Source organism: Streptomyces lonarensis (assembly GCF_012033735.1).
GTDB lineage: Bacteria > Actinomycetota > Actinomycetes > Streptomycetales > Streptomycetaceae > Streptomyces > Streptomyces lonarensis.
In genome coordinates this window covers 1-15,816 of record NZ_JAAVJD010000126.1, presented here as the reverse complement: position 1 = coordinate 15,816, position 15,816 = coordinate 1, and the positions used below count along the sequence as shown (strand labels likewise).

The following is a 15,816-nucleotide window of genomic DNA, read 5'->3' as shown; positions in this document are numbered from 1 at the left end:
CCTCCGCACGCCGGGCGCGGCCCCGCAGCGGCGCGCTCGTGGGGTGCGCCCGGTGGCGCCGCGGGCCGCGCCTGCGGTGGCCGCCGGGATTTCGCTGTGTGCGCCCGCTTCCCAGGACGATAGAAAGCGCTTACTCTCGGCGGAGGGCGTCAGCCCGGACCACCCGACGAAAGGACGTGGGGGCCATGAGCGCATCGGCCACCGAACGCAGGACCATCAAGATCGCCATGAACGGCGTCACCGGCCGCATGGGCTACCGCCAGCACCTGGTGCGCTCGATCCTGGCCATCCGCGAGCAGGGCGGCATCGACCTCGGCGACGGCACCGTGATCTGGCCCGAGCCCGTCCTCGTCGGCCGCCGCGAGCACGCCCTGCGGGAGCTGGCCGTCCGCCACGGTCTGGACCCCGCGGCGGTCTCCACCGACCTCGACGCCGTCCTCGCCGACGACTCCGTCGACATCTACTTCGACGCGCAGGTCACCCAGGCCCGCGAGTCCGCCATCGGCAAGGCCATCGCCGCGGGCAAGCACATCTACACCGAGAAGCCCACCGCCACCGGGCTCGACGGCGCGCTCGCCCTCGCCCGCCAGGCCGCGGACGCCGGCATCAAGCACGGCGTGGTCCAGGACAAGCTGTTCCTCCCCGGCCTGCTCAAGCTCCGCCGCCTCATCGACAGCGGCTTCTTCGGCCGCATCCTCTCCGTGCGCGGCGAGTTCGGCTACTGGGTTTTCGAGGGCGACCTCCAGCCCGCGCAGCGCCCCTCCTGGAACTACCGCTCCGAGGACGGCGGCGGCATCGTCGTCGACATGTTCCCGCACTGGGAGTACCTCCTCCACGAGCTGTTCGGCCGCGTGGAGACGGTGCAGGCGCTGACCGCCACCCACATCCCCGAGCGCTGGGACGAGAAGGGCGAGCGCTACACCGCCACCGCCGACGACTCGGCCTACGGCGTCTTCCAGCTCGCCGGCGGCGTCGTCGCCCAGATCAACTCCTCCTGGTCGGTGCGGGTCAACCGCGACGAGCTGGTCGAGTTCCAGGTCGACGGCACCGAGGGCTCCGCCGTGGCCGGTCTGCGCGACTGCCGCATCCAGCACCGCTCCACCACCCCCAAGCCCGTGTGGAACCCGGACCTGCCCAACGGCGAGTCCTTCCGCGACCAGTGGCAGCAGGTCCCCGACAACGCGGAGTTCGACAACGGCTTCAAGGCGCAGTGGGAGCTGTTCCTGCGCCACGTCGTCACCGACGCGCCCTACGAGTGGGACCTCCTCGCCGGTGCGCGCGGTGTCCAGCTCGCCGACCTGGGCCTGCGCTCCGCCGCCGAGGGCCGCCGCCTCGACGTCCCCGAGGTGCGGCTGTGACGGACGCGCCCACCCCGGACACCCTGCGCCTGCCCACCCAGGACGGCGGCCTGGAGCACTACCGGCACCGCACCGAGCCCGTCGCGCGCGACGCCCAGGGCCCGCCGCCCGCCTCCCGGGTCGTCTACTCCGCGGCGCACGTCGTGGCCGACCCGCTCGCCGACGCCGGCCCCGACGACCCCGCGGTGGTGGACTGGGACACCACGCTCGCCTTCCGCCGCCACCTCTGGTCGCACGGGCTCGGCGTCGCCGAGGCCATGGACACCGCCCAGCGCGGCATGGGGCTGGACTGGTCCGGCGCCGCCGAGCTGATCCGCCGCTCCGCGGCGGAGGCCAAGGCGGAGGGCGGGCTCATCGCCTGCGGCGTCGGCACCGACCAGCTCACCCCGGTGGCCGGCACCACCCTCAAGGACGTCCGCGCCGCCTACGAGGAGCAGCTGGAGGTCGTGGAGTCCGCGGGCGCCCAGCCCATCCTCATGGCCTCCCGCGCGCTGGCCGCCGTCGCGTCCGGACCGCAGGAGTACGCCGAGGTCTACGACCACCTGCTGCGCCAGTCGCAGGAGCCGGTCATCCTCCACTGGCTCGGCCCGATGTTCGACCCCGCGCTGGACGGCTACTGGGGCGACGCCGACCTCGACACCGCCACCGAGACGTTCCTGTCGGTCATCTCCGACCACAGCGACAAGGTCGACGGCATCAAGATCTCGCTGCTCGACGCGGGCCGCGAGGTCGCGCTGCGCCGCCGCCTCCCGGACGGCGTGCGGTGCTACACGGGCGACGACTTCAACTACCCCGAGCTGATCGCGGGGGACGCCCACGGCTTCAGCCACGCGCTGCTGGGGATCTTCGACCCGCTGGCGCCGCTGGCGGCCGAGGCGGTCCGGAAGCTGGACACCGGCGACACCGAGGGGTTCCGCGCCGTCCTCGACCCGACGGTGCCGCTCTCCCGCCACCTGTTCAAGGCGCCCACCCGCTACTACAAGACCGGGGTGGTGTTCCTCGCCTGGCTCGCCGGGCACCAGGACCACTTCACCATGGTCGGCGGGCTCCAGTCGGCGCGCTCGCTGCCGCACCTGGCCCACGCCTACCGGCTCGCCGACGAACTCGGCCTCTTCCCCGACCCGCAGCTGGCCGCCGCCCGGATGCGGCAGCTGCTCACCGTCCACGGAGTCACCGCATGAGCGCCGCGGCAGCTGCCGGCCCCGGGCTGGAGCGCTTCTCGATCAACCAGATGACCGTCAAGCAGCTGGGCCTGCCGGAACTGGTCGAGGCCTGCGGCGAGCAGGGCGTCACCGCGGTGGGGCTCTGGCGCGAGCCGATCCAGGAGTACGGGGTCAAGGCCGCGCACGACCTCTTCGCCGAGGCCGGGATCACGGTCACCTCGCTGTGCCGCGGCGGCTTCTTCACCGCCCCGGACCGGCAGGCCGTGCTCGACGACAACCGGGCGGCGATCGACGAGGCGGCGGGGGTCGGCACCGACACCCTCGTGCTGGTCTCGGGCGGCCTGCCCGAGGGCGGCGGCCTGGTCGACGCCCGTGCGCGCATCGCGGAGGCGCTGGCCGAGCTGGCGCCGTACGCGGCCGACCGCGGGGTGCGGCTCGCGATCGAGCCGCTGCACCCGATGTACGCGGCCGACCGCTGCGCCGTCTCCACGCTGGGCCAGGCGCTCGACCTGGCCGAGCCGTTCGACGCCGGCACGGTCGGCGTCGTCGTCGACACCTACCACCTGTGGTGGGACGAGCGCGTGGACCGGCAGATCGCCGACGCCGGCGCGGCCGGACGCATCCACTGCTTCCAGCTCGCCGACTGGGTCACCCCGCTGCCCGCCGGGGTCCTGACCGGACGCGGCCAGATCGGTGACGGCTGCATCGACATGGCGCACTTCCGCCGGACCGTCGACGCCGCCGGCTACGACGGCCCGATCGAGGTGGAGATCTTCAACGAGGCGATGTGGGCCCGGGACGGCCGCGAGGTCCTGCGGGAGACCGTGGATCGCTACCGCGCGGTCGCCGCCGACTGACGGCGGGCCGGGTGCCGTCGGCATCGTGACGGGCCGGGACCGGTCTCGCGGGGGCAGCGCCCCGGCGGGGCCGGTCCCGGCGTCCTGCCGGTCCCGTTGTCGTGCGGGGCCCGGCGCGGCGCCGCCGGTCCCGTCGCCCTGCCGGTCCCGTCGTCGTACCCGGACCTGCGGTGGCCGGGTGCCGAAACGTTACCTCCGCGGTGTTTGGCGGGGGTGACGTGCGGCTATTCCAGGGGGACGTACCAGTCGTGCTGCTGAAGGAGCACTGCCATGGCCCTCATGACGACCGCCCCGGCCACCGTCGACGCCGACCGGGCCGCGTTCACCTGTGGTCCTGACGGCGCCCCCGTGCCGGAGACCACCGCCATCGGCGGCCTCGCCGTCGCCCCGGCCTCGCCCGCCGGCTCCGAGGACCCGCTCACCCCGGCGGGGTGGTCCTCCTTCGTCTCCGCCGTGATGGGCGGCACCCTGGGCGCCTGAGCGCCCCGTCGAGCGCGCCGCGTCCGGCCCGGCCCGCCGGGCCGGACCCACGGCTCAGCAGAGCTCCCACCCGGCGCGGTTGGCGTACGACTCGTAGCAGTGGCGGGTGTCGCGCTGCCACTCCTCGCCCGTGACCCGGCGCCATGCCCGGTCCGGCACGTACAGCAGCGACTCGGCCCACACCAAACCGTCGGCGAAGGGCGCGAACCGCGCCGGGTCGGCCCGCACCCCCCGGTAGGTGTGCTCCCCGGCGGCGACCACCGCGGCGCGGGTGTAGAGGAAGGCGTCGGACGAGGCGTTCTCGCCCAACTCCCGCCGGTCCAGCTCCCAGAGCAGCCGCGACAGCGTCTCCGCGAACCCCGCGGTCACCGCCGCCGGCTCTCTCGTCAGCCGCTCGACCAGCGCCGCCGCCAGATCGTCCGCGTCCGGGTCGGGCCACGGCGGACGGCACTCCTCGATCAGCCGCCAGAACCGTGCCTCGTCCATCTCCACCGTCTCGCTCATGCCGCCGAGCATGCCCGACGCCACCGACAACCCCCTCCCGGGCCGCGGGACCGCACCGCGTCGGGGTCCGGTGCCGGTCGCGGGCCCGCCCGCCGCGGCCGCGCCCCGGCGGCTGTCGGCGGCCGCTGCCAGACTGTCGCGGATGATCGTCGAACGCGCCTACGCCCACGTCCCGCCGGAGCAGGCGACGGACTGGCCCTGGACCGTCCCCTGCGTCCGGGAACTCCTCTCCGACGGGCTGCGGTTCACCGCGCCGGTCACCTTCCTGGTGGGCGAGAACGGCTCGGGGAAGTCCACCCTGGTGGAGGCGCTGGCCGAGGGGTACGGACTCGACCCCTGGGGCGGATCGGCGGGCCACCGCTACGCCGGCTCGCGGGAGCGGTCGCCGCTGGGCGAGCGGGTCCGGTTCGAGGCGGCGGCCGGCGGCCGGCGCATGCTCGGCTCCCGCACCGCCCGCCGGGGGTTCTTCCTGCGGGCGGAGACCGCCCGCGACGCCCTGGACCGCGAGGGGTTCGGCCCGGACTTCCGCAGCCACGGCGAGGGGTTCCTCGCCGCCTTCCGCGACGAGTTCCGGGGCCCGGGGCTGTTCGTCCTGGACGAGCCGGAGGCGGCGCTCTCCTTCACCTCCTGCCTGGAGCTGGTCGGCCACCTGGCGCAGGTGGTCGAGCACGGCGGCCAGGTCGTCTGCGCCACCCACTCGCCCCTCCTGACCGCGATGCCGGGCGCCGAGATCCTGGAGCTCGACGAGGACGGCCTACGGCGGGTGGCCTGGGAGGAGCTGCGCCTCGTGGACCACTGGCGCCGCTACCTCGCCGACCCGCGGAGCTACCTGCGCCACGTCCTGGAGTGACGCGCGGCCCGACCTTCGGGGTGACGCCCCGGGCGGGGCGGCCCGCCCGCGGTCAGCACGCGGGGGAGTCCGCCGCCTGTGACCGCCGCGGCGCGGACCGCTGCGAGGGCACGCGGTCCGGGGCGGGGGCCTCCCGCTTCCGGACGGTCATCTCCGCCGCCACGCGGCCACGCGGCACCACCAGCCCCGACTCGTAGGCGAACACCACCGCCTGGGCCCGGCTGTTCACACCGAGCTTCCCCATCACGCGCTTCACATGGGTCTTGACCGTGCCCTCGCTGAGGACCAGCCGCGCGGCGATGTCCGCGTTGCCGAGACCGGCGGCCACCAGCCGCAGCACGTCCGTCTCGCGGTTGGTGAGCGGACCCAGCCGGGTGCGGCCCAGCGCGAGCGCGCGGTGGTGGCGGGCGTAGGTCTCCACGAGGTCGCGGGTGATGACGGGGGTGATCAGCATGTCACCGGCCGCGACGGTTCGGACGGCGGAGACGATGCGCTCGGGGGGCGTGTCCTTCAGCAGGAACCCGGACGCCCCCACACCCAGAGCCGTGTAGATGTACTCCGGGGCGTCGAAGGTGGTCAGCATCAGGACCCGGGGGCGGCTGCCGGCGGCGGCGCCCACGATCAGCCGGGTGGCGGCGATGCCGTCCAGCCGGGGCATCCGGACGTCCATCAGGACGACGTCGGGGTGGAGGTCCGCGGCCAGCTCGACCGCGCGCCGGCCGTCGCCGACCTCGCCGACGACGTCGATGCCGGGAGAGCCGTCGAGCAGCGCCACCAGGCCGGCGCGCACCAGCGCCTGGTCGTCCGCCACGATCACGGAGACGTTCACCGGTACCGCCGATCCTCGTCGGGTGGGCGCTCCGGCCGCCGGCGGGGGGACGCCGGCCGCGGCGCGGGCCGTCACCGGACGGGCCGGGACGGCGCGGGGACACGGGCGTCGCGCGGCCCGTCCGCCGACCCGCACGCCCACCCCCACGTGTACCGGCGTGCCGATCATCGGTGCCCGAACAAGCGCACGCATTGTCAACGTAGCCGGGGTGTGCGCCCCCGGCCCACTTCGGGGGACGGTATTCGGATACCCCCGTAGGGGTAGTCGGGGTCCCGCCCTGGTGTGACGACACGGGCGGCGGGCACCACTAGCGTCGAGCGGGTCAGGCGTTCCCGCGGTCCGGCGGGGCGCCCGAGAGCTTGGGGGAGAGAGTGCACACATCGCACCGGGGCGGGGAGGCGGCCGCCGTCATGGACGGCCCGTCGGCCACCGCACGCACCGCTCGGCCGGCGACACCAGTCGCCAGGACGCCCGTCGTCGTGGTCGCGCCCGACCCGATCACCCGTGAGGGCACCCTGGTGCAGTTACGCCGGAACCCCGACATCGAGATCCGGGGCGAGGCGGAGGCCCGACCGGGCACCGTCACCGTGGTGGTCCCCGAGGGCCTCGACGAGGAGGTGCTCGGCCGGCTGCGCCGTGTGGTGCGGGCCGAGGGCGGCAGAGCGGTGCTGGTGGTGGGGGCGCTGCGCGAGGCGGAGCTGCTCGACGTCATCGAGTGCGGGGTGGGCGCGGTGGTGTGGCGGAACGAGGCCACCGAACACCGGCTCGCGCAGGCCGTGTTCGCCGCGGCCCGGGGTGAGGGGGACCTCCCCGCGGATCTGCTGGGGCGGCTGATCGACCAGGTCGGTGTGCTCCACCGGGTCAGCACCGGCCGCTCGGGCGCACCCGCCGGCGGGCTCTCCGGCCGTGAGGTGGACGTGCTGCGGCTGATCGCCGACGGCCGCGACACGGTGGAGATCGCGGCGAAGCTCGCCTACTCGGAGCGCACGGTCAAGAACGTCGTGCACGGTCTCACCACCCGCCTGCATCTTCGTAACCGTGCGCATGCGGTCGCCTACGCGATGCGCGAAGGCTACATCTGATCCAGCACGTTCGTATCTGACCGAAAGGACACGGCCGTTGCCCTGTCAGGGGCGAGACGTTGCCCCTGACGCAACCCCGGCGGTGGTGTGGCCCGCGGTGCCCGGGGGGTTGGATGGGAACCACCCGTGCCCGCGCCCGGACCCGGCGGAGGGCGCTGGCACGGCAGCCGCCGCACCGCGGTGGCACGGCATGCGGTGGCACGGCGAGAGGGAAGGCACCGACCGGTGATCCACGAGATGGACGAGGTCCTCAAGGGACTGCTCACCCGCGGCGCGCTCGCGGGCTCCGGCATCGACGTCTCCTTCGACGCCCCGACCCGGGACTGGGCGGCACGCCGCAACGGCCCGGTGATCAACAGCTACCTCTACGACATCCGTGAGGAGACCTCGCTCCGGCAGCGCGGCCACACCCCGGTCCACGACGGCGAAGGGCTGGTCGTCAAGCGCCGCCGGCCGCCGCGCTGGTTCCGGCTCGCCTACCTCGTCACCGCCTGGACCAAGCGCCCGCAGGACGAGCACCGCCTGCTCGCCGCCGCCCTCGCCACCCTGCTGCCCCACGAGCTCCTCGCCCCCGCGACCCTGCCGGGCGCCCTCGGCGGCCAGGGGCTGAGCGTCCCCCTCAACGTCGGCGGCTCGCAGACCGAGTCGCGCTCACTGGCGGAGATCTGGAGCGCCCTCGGCGGCGAGCTCAAGCCCTCCCTCGACGTGGTGGCCACCGTGCCGTTCCCCTCGCACCCCGACGACGACGCCGGTCCGCCCGTCACCACGGGAGCCGCCGTCCGGCTCGGCGGCATCGACGGCACCCCGCCGCCCGGCGAGCGCGGCCACCGGCCGCACCAGATCGCCGCCGCGCAGCGCCCCGCGAGCCGCATCCGCCCGGGCCGGCAGCGATGAGCCAGGACACCGCCGCCCCCGACCGGACCGTCGACGCGGGCACCACCGGGGAGCCCGCGGCCGGGCATGCCGCGGCGCTCGTCGCCCGGCTCCGCCGGCTCCGGAGCCGGGTCGCCGACCTCGTCGACCACCGCGCCGGGCCCGACCCGACCGCCGGCGAACCGCTGCGCGGCCTGTACCTCTCCGAGGACGCCGTCCGGTACCTGCTGAACACGGACCGCCCCGGGCCGCACGCCCCGGCCGCCGCCGCACGGGACGAGGCGCCGCCCGCCGCTGCGGGCGGCGAGGACCGGCTCGCCGCCCTCGCGGCCCGCTGCGGGCTGTCCGCCTTCGACAGCGGCGTCCTGCTGCTCGCCCTCGCACCCGAGGTGGACCGTGACTTCGAAGGGCTCTACGGCTACCTCAACGACGACGTGAGCCGGCGCCGGGCCACCGTGGGTCTCGCGCTGGACCTCTGCGGCGCCCTCCCGCACGACGTCGCCGCCCGCGCCCGGCTGCACCCCTCGGGCCCGCTGCGCTCGCTCGGCCTGCTGGCGGTCGAGGACGCCGACAACCCCTTCCTCGGCCGCGGGCTGCGGGTCCCCGAGCGGCTCGTCGCGCACCTGCTGGGCGACGACACCCCAGACGCCGCCCTGGCGCCGCACCTGCGCACCCCGCCCCCGGCCGCCGCCGACCACGAGGGCGTCCCCGGCCGGCTCGCAGCGCTGCTGGACCGCGGCCCGGCCGTCGTCCACCTCCGCGAACACCGCGAGGGCGACGGCCTCGGCTGCGCACTGGCCGCGCTGCGCGCCACCGCCACCCCCGTTCTGCTCTACGACGGGCCGGCCGACCACGCCGACGCCCTGCTGCGCGAGGCGCGGCTGTCCGGGGCCGCGGTCGTCGTCCCGGCCCTGCCGGAGAAGCCGGCCGAGCTGTTGGCGCCGCTCACCGGCCAGCGCGACGTGACGGTCCTGATGGCGGACCGGCGGCCCTACGACCCGCAGTGGTGCCGCCACGACCCGCTGGTGGTCGACGCGCCCCGCCGGGCGACGGCCGGCGTGCTCGACTGGTCCGCCGCGCTCGGGCCGGAGGCGGCGGGGCGGTTCGACCTCGCCGCCACCGTCGCCCCGTACCGGCTCGGCGGCGAGCGGGTGCACCGCGCGGCGCGCGCCGCCCGCGACCTCGCCCGGTTCGAGGGGGCGCCGCTGGGGGCGGCGCACCTGCGCCGCGCCGCGCGGCAGCAGTCCGCGTCCGGGCTGGAGCAGCACGCGCGCCGCATCCGCCCCGATGTGGACTGGGGGGACCTGGTCCTGCCCGAGCGGCCGCTGACCGACCTCCGCGAGCTGGCCACCCGCGCCCGCAACCGGGAACTGGTGCTGGGGGACTGGCGGTTGAGCGCCGGAGGCGGGCGGGGCCGGGGAGTCCTCGGCATGTTCGCCGGCGAGTCCGGCACGGGGAAGACGCTGTCGGCGGAGGTCGTCGCCGCCGAACTCGGGCTCGACCTGTACGTCGTGCAGCTCTCCTCGGTGGTGGACAAGTACGTCGGGGAGACCGAGAAGAACCTGGAACGGATCTTCACCGAGGCGGACCGCACCGACGCCGTGCTGCTCTTCGACGAGGCGGACGCGGTCTTCGGCAAGCGCTCGGAGGTCAAGGACTCCCACGACCGGTACGCCAACCTGGAGTCGGCCTACCTGCTCCAGCGGCTGGAGTCCTTCGACGGCATCGCCCTGCTGACCACCAACCTCCGCTCCAACATCGACGACGCCTTCACCCGACGGCTCGACATGGTGGTCGACTTCCCGTTCCCCGACCCCGCACAGCGGCTGGCGCTGTGGCACCACGGGCTGAAGCACGTGCCGCGGGTCGACGGCCTCAGCCCCGACGCGCTCGCCGACACCTTCGAACTGGCCGGCGGCTCCATCCGCAGCGCCGTCGTGACGGCGGCGTACCTCGCCGCCGGCCGTGGCGAGCAGGTGACCCAGGCGGACCTGCTGGAGGGCGCGCGGCGCGAGTACCGCAAGGCCGGCCGGCTGGTGCCGGGCGAGGGCAACTGGTAGCCGACGCCGCACCGTCGGGGACCGGCCCCGGGCATCGCGTCCGCGCCGCCCGGGGGACACACCCGGAACGGCCCGCGACCACCGGTCGCGGGCCGTTCCGGGCGGACGGGGCCGGCGTCAGAGGTCGGCCGCCTCCTGCTCGGTGAGGATCTGCCACTCCCGGTCGTCCCGGCCCGTGATGCACTGGTGGATCTCCAGCCGGGCGCCGATCCGGGTGCTGGCGGAGCCGCCCACCTCCAGGCAGTAGCCGTTGCTCGCCTGGTTCCGAATCCAGTAGTTGCCGGGGACGGGCTCCTCGAGCCACCAGAGCTGATTGTTCTGGAGGGTGAAGTCGCAGTACCACCCGCCCACCTTGGACCGGATGGGCTGGCCGCCCTTGCCGGACAGGTCCATGCAGTAGCCGTCGGCGACGTTGCGGATCACGAAGAGCTGGACCTCGTCCGGGCCGTGGCTCTCCAGAGCGATCTCCAGGTTCCAACGCTGGTTCGGTTCGTCGAGGTCGCACTCCTTCTGCACGACGTGGCCGTCGGGCTTCCCCGGGCCCTCGCCGGGCAGGCCCGCGCACCGCTCGGTGTGGACGTTGTAGAGGATGACCTCCCGGGCGGGCAGCAGCGGATGGCCCGTCTCCTCCTTCACCTCCTCGGCACCGCCCCCGCCGCCACTGCCGCCGCCGTCGTCGGCCGCTGCCGGTTCCTCCTCGGGCGCCGGCTGCGGGGGCGGCTCCACCGGCAGCTCCGGCAGCACCGGCAGGTCGGCCGGCCGCTCCGCCGGTGGCGCCTCCGGCTCGGCCTCGACCTCGGTCTCGGGCGGCAGCGGGACCGCCTCGCCGACCTCGTTGAACTCCTTGGCGCTGCTGCTGACCTTGGGGTCGTGGGCGAGCCACAGCAGGACGAACGCCACGGTGCACGCGGCCAGCACCCCCATCGCGGTGGCGAGCCACGCCGGCAGCAGGCCGCGCTGGTGGAACGTGCCCTCCACCGGCAGCGGGTCGGCCTGCGAGCGTTGCAGCTCCAGCCGGTAGGGGTGCTCCTCCTTGCTGCCGAACCAGATGGCCTGGCGGGGCTTGATCGTGGTCCGGACGAACACGGCGCGGCCCGGCTCCACCTGGATGTTGCTCGGCTGGAGGTGGAACGACAGCTGGTCGCCGTTGCCGACGCCGGTGGCGGAGGCGGTGAAGCGCGTGTTGCCGAGGTTGTCGACCGCCAGCTGCGGACGGCCGCGGAACCAGCCCTTGACCACCGGCGGCACCAGTTCGGCGCGCACCTCGGCGAAGGGGGAGACGGTCAGGTTCCCCTCGGGAACGGTCACCGCCTCCGGATGTTCGGTGGGCGTGATCCGGACGGCGTAGGGATTGGGGCCGGCAGTGGCGTCCGGGCTCCGCGGCGGAGCGAATGTCAGCTCCACCGTCCCGGTCGTGCCCGGGTAGAGCCGCAGCGTCTGCGGTTCGACCGTCGTCCAGGGCGAGACCGGGCCCACCGGCTCGAAGCGGTATTCGTCCACGACATCGCCGGTGTTCCGCACCCGCAGCCGCACCTGGGTGACGGCGCCGGGGTCGACGGTGGCGGAGGAGGGTTCCAGGGAGGTCCACAGGGTCACCCCTCGCACGCTAGTGGCGCGTCCACCACGTCAGAGGAAGCCGCCGGGCACAGCTGGTGACCGAAAGGACCCACCGGAGTGCCCGGTTGTGCGCCGCTTGCCCGAAAGGGCCTGGCGTGGCTCGGCCCGGCCGGCGCCCCGGGCGGCGGCCGCTCCACGGGGGCCGGGCCGTTCGGACGCCGGGGCGCAGATCGGCGCGGAAACGCTGGGGGAGCGGGGCCGTGCCCCGCCCTCGGCCCGATCGGCGCCGCGCACGGCCACGCGCCGCAGTCTCGTCCCGACGGGGTGTCACGACCAGGGGTCCGGAGGGCAACCAGTGGTGCAGCGAGCTCTGTCCCCGGGGGCAGCCGTGGCGCCGACCTGCCCCGGCGGGCACAAAAGATGCCCCGCACGCGGTACTGACGGCCGTTTCGTCGGCCGGTGACCTCGCGCGAGGCTGGTGAGCGTTCCTCACCCGTACCCCGGAAGAGAGCAGAACATGCCTTCCTATCTGTCACCCGGCGTCTACGTCGAGGAGGTGGCCAGCGGCTCGCGTCCCATCGAGGGGGTGGGTACCTCGGTGGCGGCCTTCGTCGGGCTCGCCCCGACCGGCCCGCTGAACGAGCCGACGCTGGTGACGAACTGGAGCCAGTACGTCGCGTCCTTCGGGGAGTTCACGGACGGGTACTACCTCGCCCACTCCGTCTACGGCTTCTTCAACAACGGCGGTACCGCCGCCTATGTGGTCCGTGTCGGCGGCGGTCCCGAGGCCGCGGACACCGCGACCGCGCCCGCCACGCCCGCCGCGCTGACCGCCGGCGACCCCGCCGAGCTGGGCACGTTCACCGTGCACGCGCTGCCGGCGGCCCAGGCGGAGCGCCTGAGCGTCGAGGTGACCGACACCGCCGGCGAGGGCCCGGCCGACCGGTTCACGCTCACCGTCAAGGACGACGGCAAGCCGGTGGAGTCCTTCGACGTCTCCGCCAAGAAGAACAACCGCGCCTACGTGGTCAACCAGGTCAAGGAGCGCTCCAAGCTCATCGGCGTCGCCGAGGCCGCCCCCGTCGGGCAGTTGGCGCGGCCCGAGAACCAGGCGGTGACGCTGCCCGCGCCGCGGAGCGCGCCGGTCCACACCCCGGACGAGCCCGTCGACCGCGACGCCGGCCCCGCCGAGTACCTGGGCGACTCCTCGGACCGCACCGGGTTCGGCGGCCTGGAGGCGATCGACGAGATCTCCATGGTCGCGGTGCCCGACCTGATGGCCGCCTACGAACGCGGCGCCATCGACGAGGAGTCGGTGAAGGCTGTCCAGCTCGGCCTGATCGCCCACTGCGAGCTGATGGGCGACCGCGTCGCCATCATCGACCCGCCGCCGCAGCTCAACGCCCGGCAGGTCCGTGTCTGGCGCCAGGAGACCGCCGGCTACGACTCCAAGTACGCCGCCATGTACTACCCGTGGATCAAGAGCTTCGACCCGGCCGGCGGCCGGGCGCGCCTGGTCCCGCCGAGCGGCCACATGGCCGGCATCTGGGCCCGCAACGACTTCGAGCGCGGCGTCCACAAGGCCCCCGCCAACGAGGTCGTCCGCGGCGCGGTGGACCTCCAGATCCAGATCACCCGCGGCGAGCAGGACCTGCTCAACCCCATCGGCGTCAACTGCATCCGGGCCTTCCCGGGCCGCGGTATCCGCGTCTGGGGCGCCCGCACCCTCTCCTCCGACCCGGCCTGGCGCTACCTCAACATCCGCCGATACTTCAACTACCTGGAGGAGTCCATCCTGCTGGGCACCCAGTGGGTGGTCTTCGAGCCCAACGACCACGCGCTGTGGGCCCGAATCCGACGCAACGCCTCCGCGTTCCTCGTCAACGAGTGGCGCAGCGGCGCGCTCTTCGGTTCCCGCCCCGAGCAGGCCTTCTACGTCAAGTGCGACGAGGAGACCAACCCGCCGGAGTCGGTGGACCTCGGCCGCGTCATCTGCGAGATCGGCGTCGCGCCGGTCAAGCCCGCCGAGTTCGTGATCTTCCGCCTCGCCCAGTTCTCCAGCGGCAGCGGCGAACTGGAGGAGTAGCCCACCGCGTTGTCGGTGACCGGCCCGACGGCAGTGCCCGGGCCGGACGCCGGCCGGTCCCGCACCACCGCCCCACCCCCGCCCCGCCCCGCCGCCCACCGCGCGGGGGCGAGACCCCGAGAAGGACAGCGAGCACATGAGCCTCCAGCAGGGTGACAGCCTCACATCACACAACTTCGGCCTCCAGATCGACGGGGTCATGGTGGAGTACCTCGCGGAGGTGAGCGGTCTCTCCATGGAGCAGGACGTCATCACCTACCAGCAGAACTCCGCCAACGGCCCGCCGGTGATCCGGAACCTGCCGGGCGTCAAGAAGAACGGCACCTGCACCGTCGTCCGCGGCATGACCGAGTCGCCCGCCTTCACGCAGTGGATCAACGACTCCATCGCCGGCGACATGGGCACGGCGCGGAAGAACGCGTCGATCATCATGATGGATTACCAGAACACCGAGGTGAAGCGCTACAACATGCGCAACGCCTGGTGCAGCAAGATCGACACCAGCACCGTCAAGGCCGGCGACGCCTCCGCCCTGACCGAGACCGTGACCATCACCTTCGAAGAGCTGGTCATCGAGTAATGCGGCGCACCGCACCCCGTGCGCCGGGCGCGGCGCCCGCCCCGCCGGCGCCCCGGGCGTCCGAGCCGGCGGCGCCGCAGCCCGGCGCCGCCGACCCGGCCCCGCCCGCACCCCGGCGGCTGCAGACCGAGTTCCCGTTCCAACTGCCCCGCGGCTACGTCGACGCCCATGGTGCCGTCCACCAGGACGGTGTCATGCGACTGGCCACGGCCCGGGACGAGCTCGTTCCGCTGCGGGACGTCCGCGTCCAGGAGAACGCCGCCTACCTCTCGGTGGTGCTGCTGGGCCGGGTCATCACCCGGCTGGGCTCGCTGCCGTCGGTCCACGACGGTGTCGTGGAGAACCTGTTCGCCTCCGATCTGGCGTTCCTGCAGGACTTCTACCGGCAGATCAACGCCGAGGGGCACACCCGCGCCTCGGTCTCCTGCCCGCACTGCTCCGAGCCCTTCGAGGTCGAACTCGGCGGGAGCCGCCTGGGGGAATCGTGACGTACGCGACCGACCGGCTGCACGAGGAGATCGCGTACGTGGCCTACCACTTCCACTGGGGCATGGACGACATCCTGGACATGGAGCACCACGACCGGCGCCGGTGGACCGAACAGATCGCGTCGCTGGTGACCCGGAGCGGGGCGGAGGGCTGATCCCGTGGGCTTCCTGGAACGCTTCCGGCAGCCGCGGGCCGTGCCCGCGGCCGCACCGGTCCGACCCGGTGCCGGTGCCGGTGCCGGCACCGGTACCGCGGACGCCGGCACCGGCGCCCCGGCCGGCGGCTCCCCCGACCCGGCGCCGGCTGCGGCGGGAACCGACCGGTCGGCGCGGGACGCCGGCTGGTCGGGCTCCGGACCGATCCAGCGCACGGTCGGCCCGAGCGGCGGCGTCGCCGACGCGGCGTTCAGCGGCCGACTCGCCACCTTCCAGGACCCCTCGCTGACCGGCACCCGCTCGCACCGTGTCCTGGAGCGGTCCACCGCGCGGTTCGCCCTCGGTGCCACCGCGCCCGCCTCGCGGCCCGTCCCCGGCCTGGAGCCGCCGTCCCGCACCCTGCCGGTGGTGCCGCCGGCTGCCGCGCCCGCCGCGGCCCCGGCCCCCGTGCCCTCCGCGCAGCGGGCCGCCGCGGTGCCGGACCGCGCCGTCCCGGCCTTCCCCGTACCCGCGCAGCGCGTCACCCCGGTCGGTGAACGCCGGGCACCCGCACCGTCCTTGACCCGCACCGCGGCGGATGCCGCGCCGGTGCAGCGCCGGGTGCTGCCCGCCGTGCGCCGTGAGCCGCGTCCGGCGGCCGGCACGCGGCAGGCGCGTACCGGCGGTGGTACGGGGGCGGACGGTCCCGGCTCCGGGCAGGCGGCCGCGGGGGAGCGGGCATCCGGCGACCCCGACGCCGCCGCCCACCCCTCCGGCGAGCGGGAGGCACCGCGTTCGGCCGCCGCAGCCCCGCCCGTCGCCCCGACGCGCAGCGGCCCCGCCGCTGTCCCGACGACCACCGCGCCCGTCGTCGCCCGGACGGCCGGCGCACCGGGCCCCGCGGAGCGCGGCAC

General features: G+C 74.7%; 15 protein-coding genes and 1 pseudogene. 13 read left to right on the top strand and 3 right to left on the bottom strand.

Features of this window, described 5'->3' with window-relative positions; translation table 11 throughout:
- Positions 1–185: 185 nt before the first annotated feature.
- From HCN56_RS16025 to HCN56_RS16010, 4 genes are all read left to right on the top strand, one after another.
- Complete coding sequence (locus HCN56_RS16025) at positions 186–1,358, top strand: Gfo/Idh/MocA family protein (protein WP_167971711.1); 1,173 nt, start codon at positions 186–188, stop codon at positions 1,356–1,358.
- Positions 1,355–2,539: a dihydrodipicolinate synthase family protein gene (locus HCN56_RS16020; protein ID WP_167971709.1), complete on the top strand. Its 1,185-nt coding sequence runs from the start codon at positions 1,355–1,357 to the stop codon at positions 2,537–2,539. Before HCN56_RS16025 ends, HCN56_RS16020 begins: the two co-directional genes overlap by 4 nt.
- On the top strand, positions 2,536–3,378 hold the full coding sequence (locus HCN56_RS16015) for a sugar phosphate isomerase/epimerase family protein (RefSeq protein ID WP_167971707.1): 843 nt from the start codon (positions 2,536–2,538) through the stop codon (positions 3,376–3,378). Before HCN56_RS16020 ends, HCN56_RS16015 begins: the two co-directional genes overlap by 4 nt.
- 270 nt (positions 3,379–3,648) lie before the next feature.
- Complete coding sequence (locus HCN56_RS16010; protein ID WP_167971705.1) at positions 3,649–3,858, top strand: hypothetical protein; 210 nt, start codon at positions 3,649–3,651, stop codon at positions 3,856–3,858.
- Between the two features lie 54 nt (positions 3,859–3,912).
- On the opposite strand, the gene HCN56_RS16005 is transcribed toward HCN56_RS16010, so the two are convergent.
- Positions 3,913–4,362 (bottom strand): DUF4240 domain-containing protein, encoded by a 450-nt coding sequence (locus tag HCN56_RS16005; protein ID WP_245246614.1) that lies wholly within the window; start codon positions 4,360–4,362, stop codon positions 3,913–3,915.
- Positions 4,363–4,504: 142 nt separating this feature from the next.
- Between HCN56_RS16005 and HCN56_RS16000 the strand changes: the two genes are divergently transcribed.
- Positions 4,505–5,212, top strand: a complete 708-nt coding sequence (locus tag HCN56_RS16000) for an AAA family ATPase (RefSeq protein WP_167971704.1) — start codon at positions 4,505–4,507, stop codon at positions 5,210–5,212.
- A gap of 52 nt (positions 5,213–5,264) precedes the next feature.
- Here the strand turns inward: HCN56_RS16000 and HCN56_RS15995 are convergent, their stop codons facing one another.
- Positions 5,265–6,041 carry a response regulator gene (locus HCN56_RS15995; RefSeq protein ID WP_167971702.1) on the bottom strand — a complete coding sequence of 259 codons (777 nt, stop codon included), beginning with the start codon at positions 6,039–6,041 and terminating at the stop codon, positions 5,265–5,267.
- A gap of 410 nt (positions 6,042–6,451) precedes the next feature.
- Between HCN56_RS15995 and HCN56_RS15990 the strand changes: the two genes are divergently transcribed.
- The 3 genes from HCN56_RS15990 (at position 6,452) to HCN56_RS15980 (ending at position 10,056) form a co-directional block, all read left to right on the top strand.
- Positions 6,452–7,123, top strand: coding sequence for a helix-turn-helix transcriptional regulator (locus HCN56_RS15990; protein WP_167971715.1), 672 nt, complete (start codon positions 6,452–6,454; stop codon positions 7,121–7,123).
- 225 nt (positions 7,124–7,348) lie between these two features.
- A complete protein-coding gene (locus HCN56_RS15985) occupies positions 7,349–8,017 on the top strand; it encodes a Pvc16 family protein (RefSeq protein ID WP_167971700.1) in 669 nt (222 codons plus the stop codon).
- Positions 8,014–10,056 (top strand): ATP-binding protein, encoded by a 2,043-nt coding sequence (locus HCN56_RS15980; protein WP_167971699.1) that lies wholly within the window; start codon positions 8,014–8,016, stop codon positions 10,054–10,056. The genes HCN56_RS15985 and HCN56_RS15980 overlap by 4 nt, the downstream gene beginning before the upstream one ends.
- Before the next feature lie 117 nt (positions 10,057–10,173).
- On the opposite strand, the gene HCN56_RS15975 is transcribed toward HCN56_RS15980, so the two are convergent.
- On the bottom strand, positions 10,174–11,652 hold the full coding sequence (locus HCN56_RS15975) for an RICIN domain-containing protein (protein WP_312871259.1): 1,479 nt from the start codon (positions 11,650–11,652) through the stop codon (positions 10,174–10,176).
- Positions 11,653–12,130: 478 nt separating this feature from the next.
- Between HCN56_RS15975 and HCN56_RS15970 the strand changes: the two genes are divergently transcribed.
- From HCN56_RS15970 to HCN56_RS15950, 5 genes and pseudogenes are all read left to right on the top strand, one after another.
- The gene (locus tag HCN56_RS15970; protein ID WP_167971697.1) at positions 12,131–13,699 is read left to right on the top strand and encodes a phage tail sheath subtilisin-like domain-containing protein; all 1,569 of its coding nucleotides are present in this window, start codon (positions 12,131–12,133) and stop codon (positions 13,697–13,699) included.
- A gap of 136 nt (positions 13,700–13,835) precedes the next feature.
- Positions 13,836–14,279 (top strand): contractile injection system inner tube protein, encoded by a 444-nt coding sequence (locus HCN56_RS15965; RefSeq protein WP_167935190.1) that lies wholly within the window; start codon positions 13,836–13,838, stop codon positions 14,277–14,279.
- Entirely contained in the window at positions 14,279–14,767 is a 489-nt protein-coding gene (locus tag HCN56_RS15960) for a hypothetical protein (protein ID WP_167971695.1), read from the top strand. Before HCN56_RS15965 ends, HCN56_RS15960 begins: the two co-directional genes overlap by 1 nt.
- Positions 14,764–14,922 (top strand): DUF6760 family protein, encoded by a 159-nt coding sequence (locus tag HCN56_RS15955; RefSeq protein WP_167971693.1) that lies wholly within the window; start codon positions 14,764–14,766, stop codon positions 14,920–14,922. The genes HCN56_RS15960 and HCN56_RS15955 overlap by 4 nt, the downstream gene beginning before the upstream one ends.
- A 4-nt stretch (positions 14,923–14,926) precedes the next feature.
- Positions 14,927–15,816 (top strand): annotated as a pseudogene (locus tag HCN56_RS15950) (hypothetical protein); the annotation flags it as partial.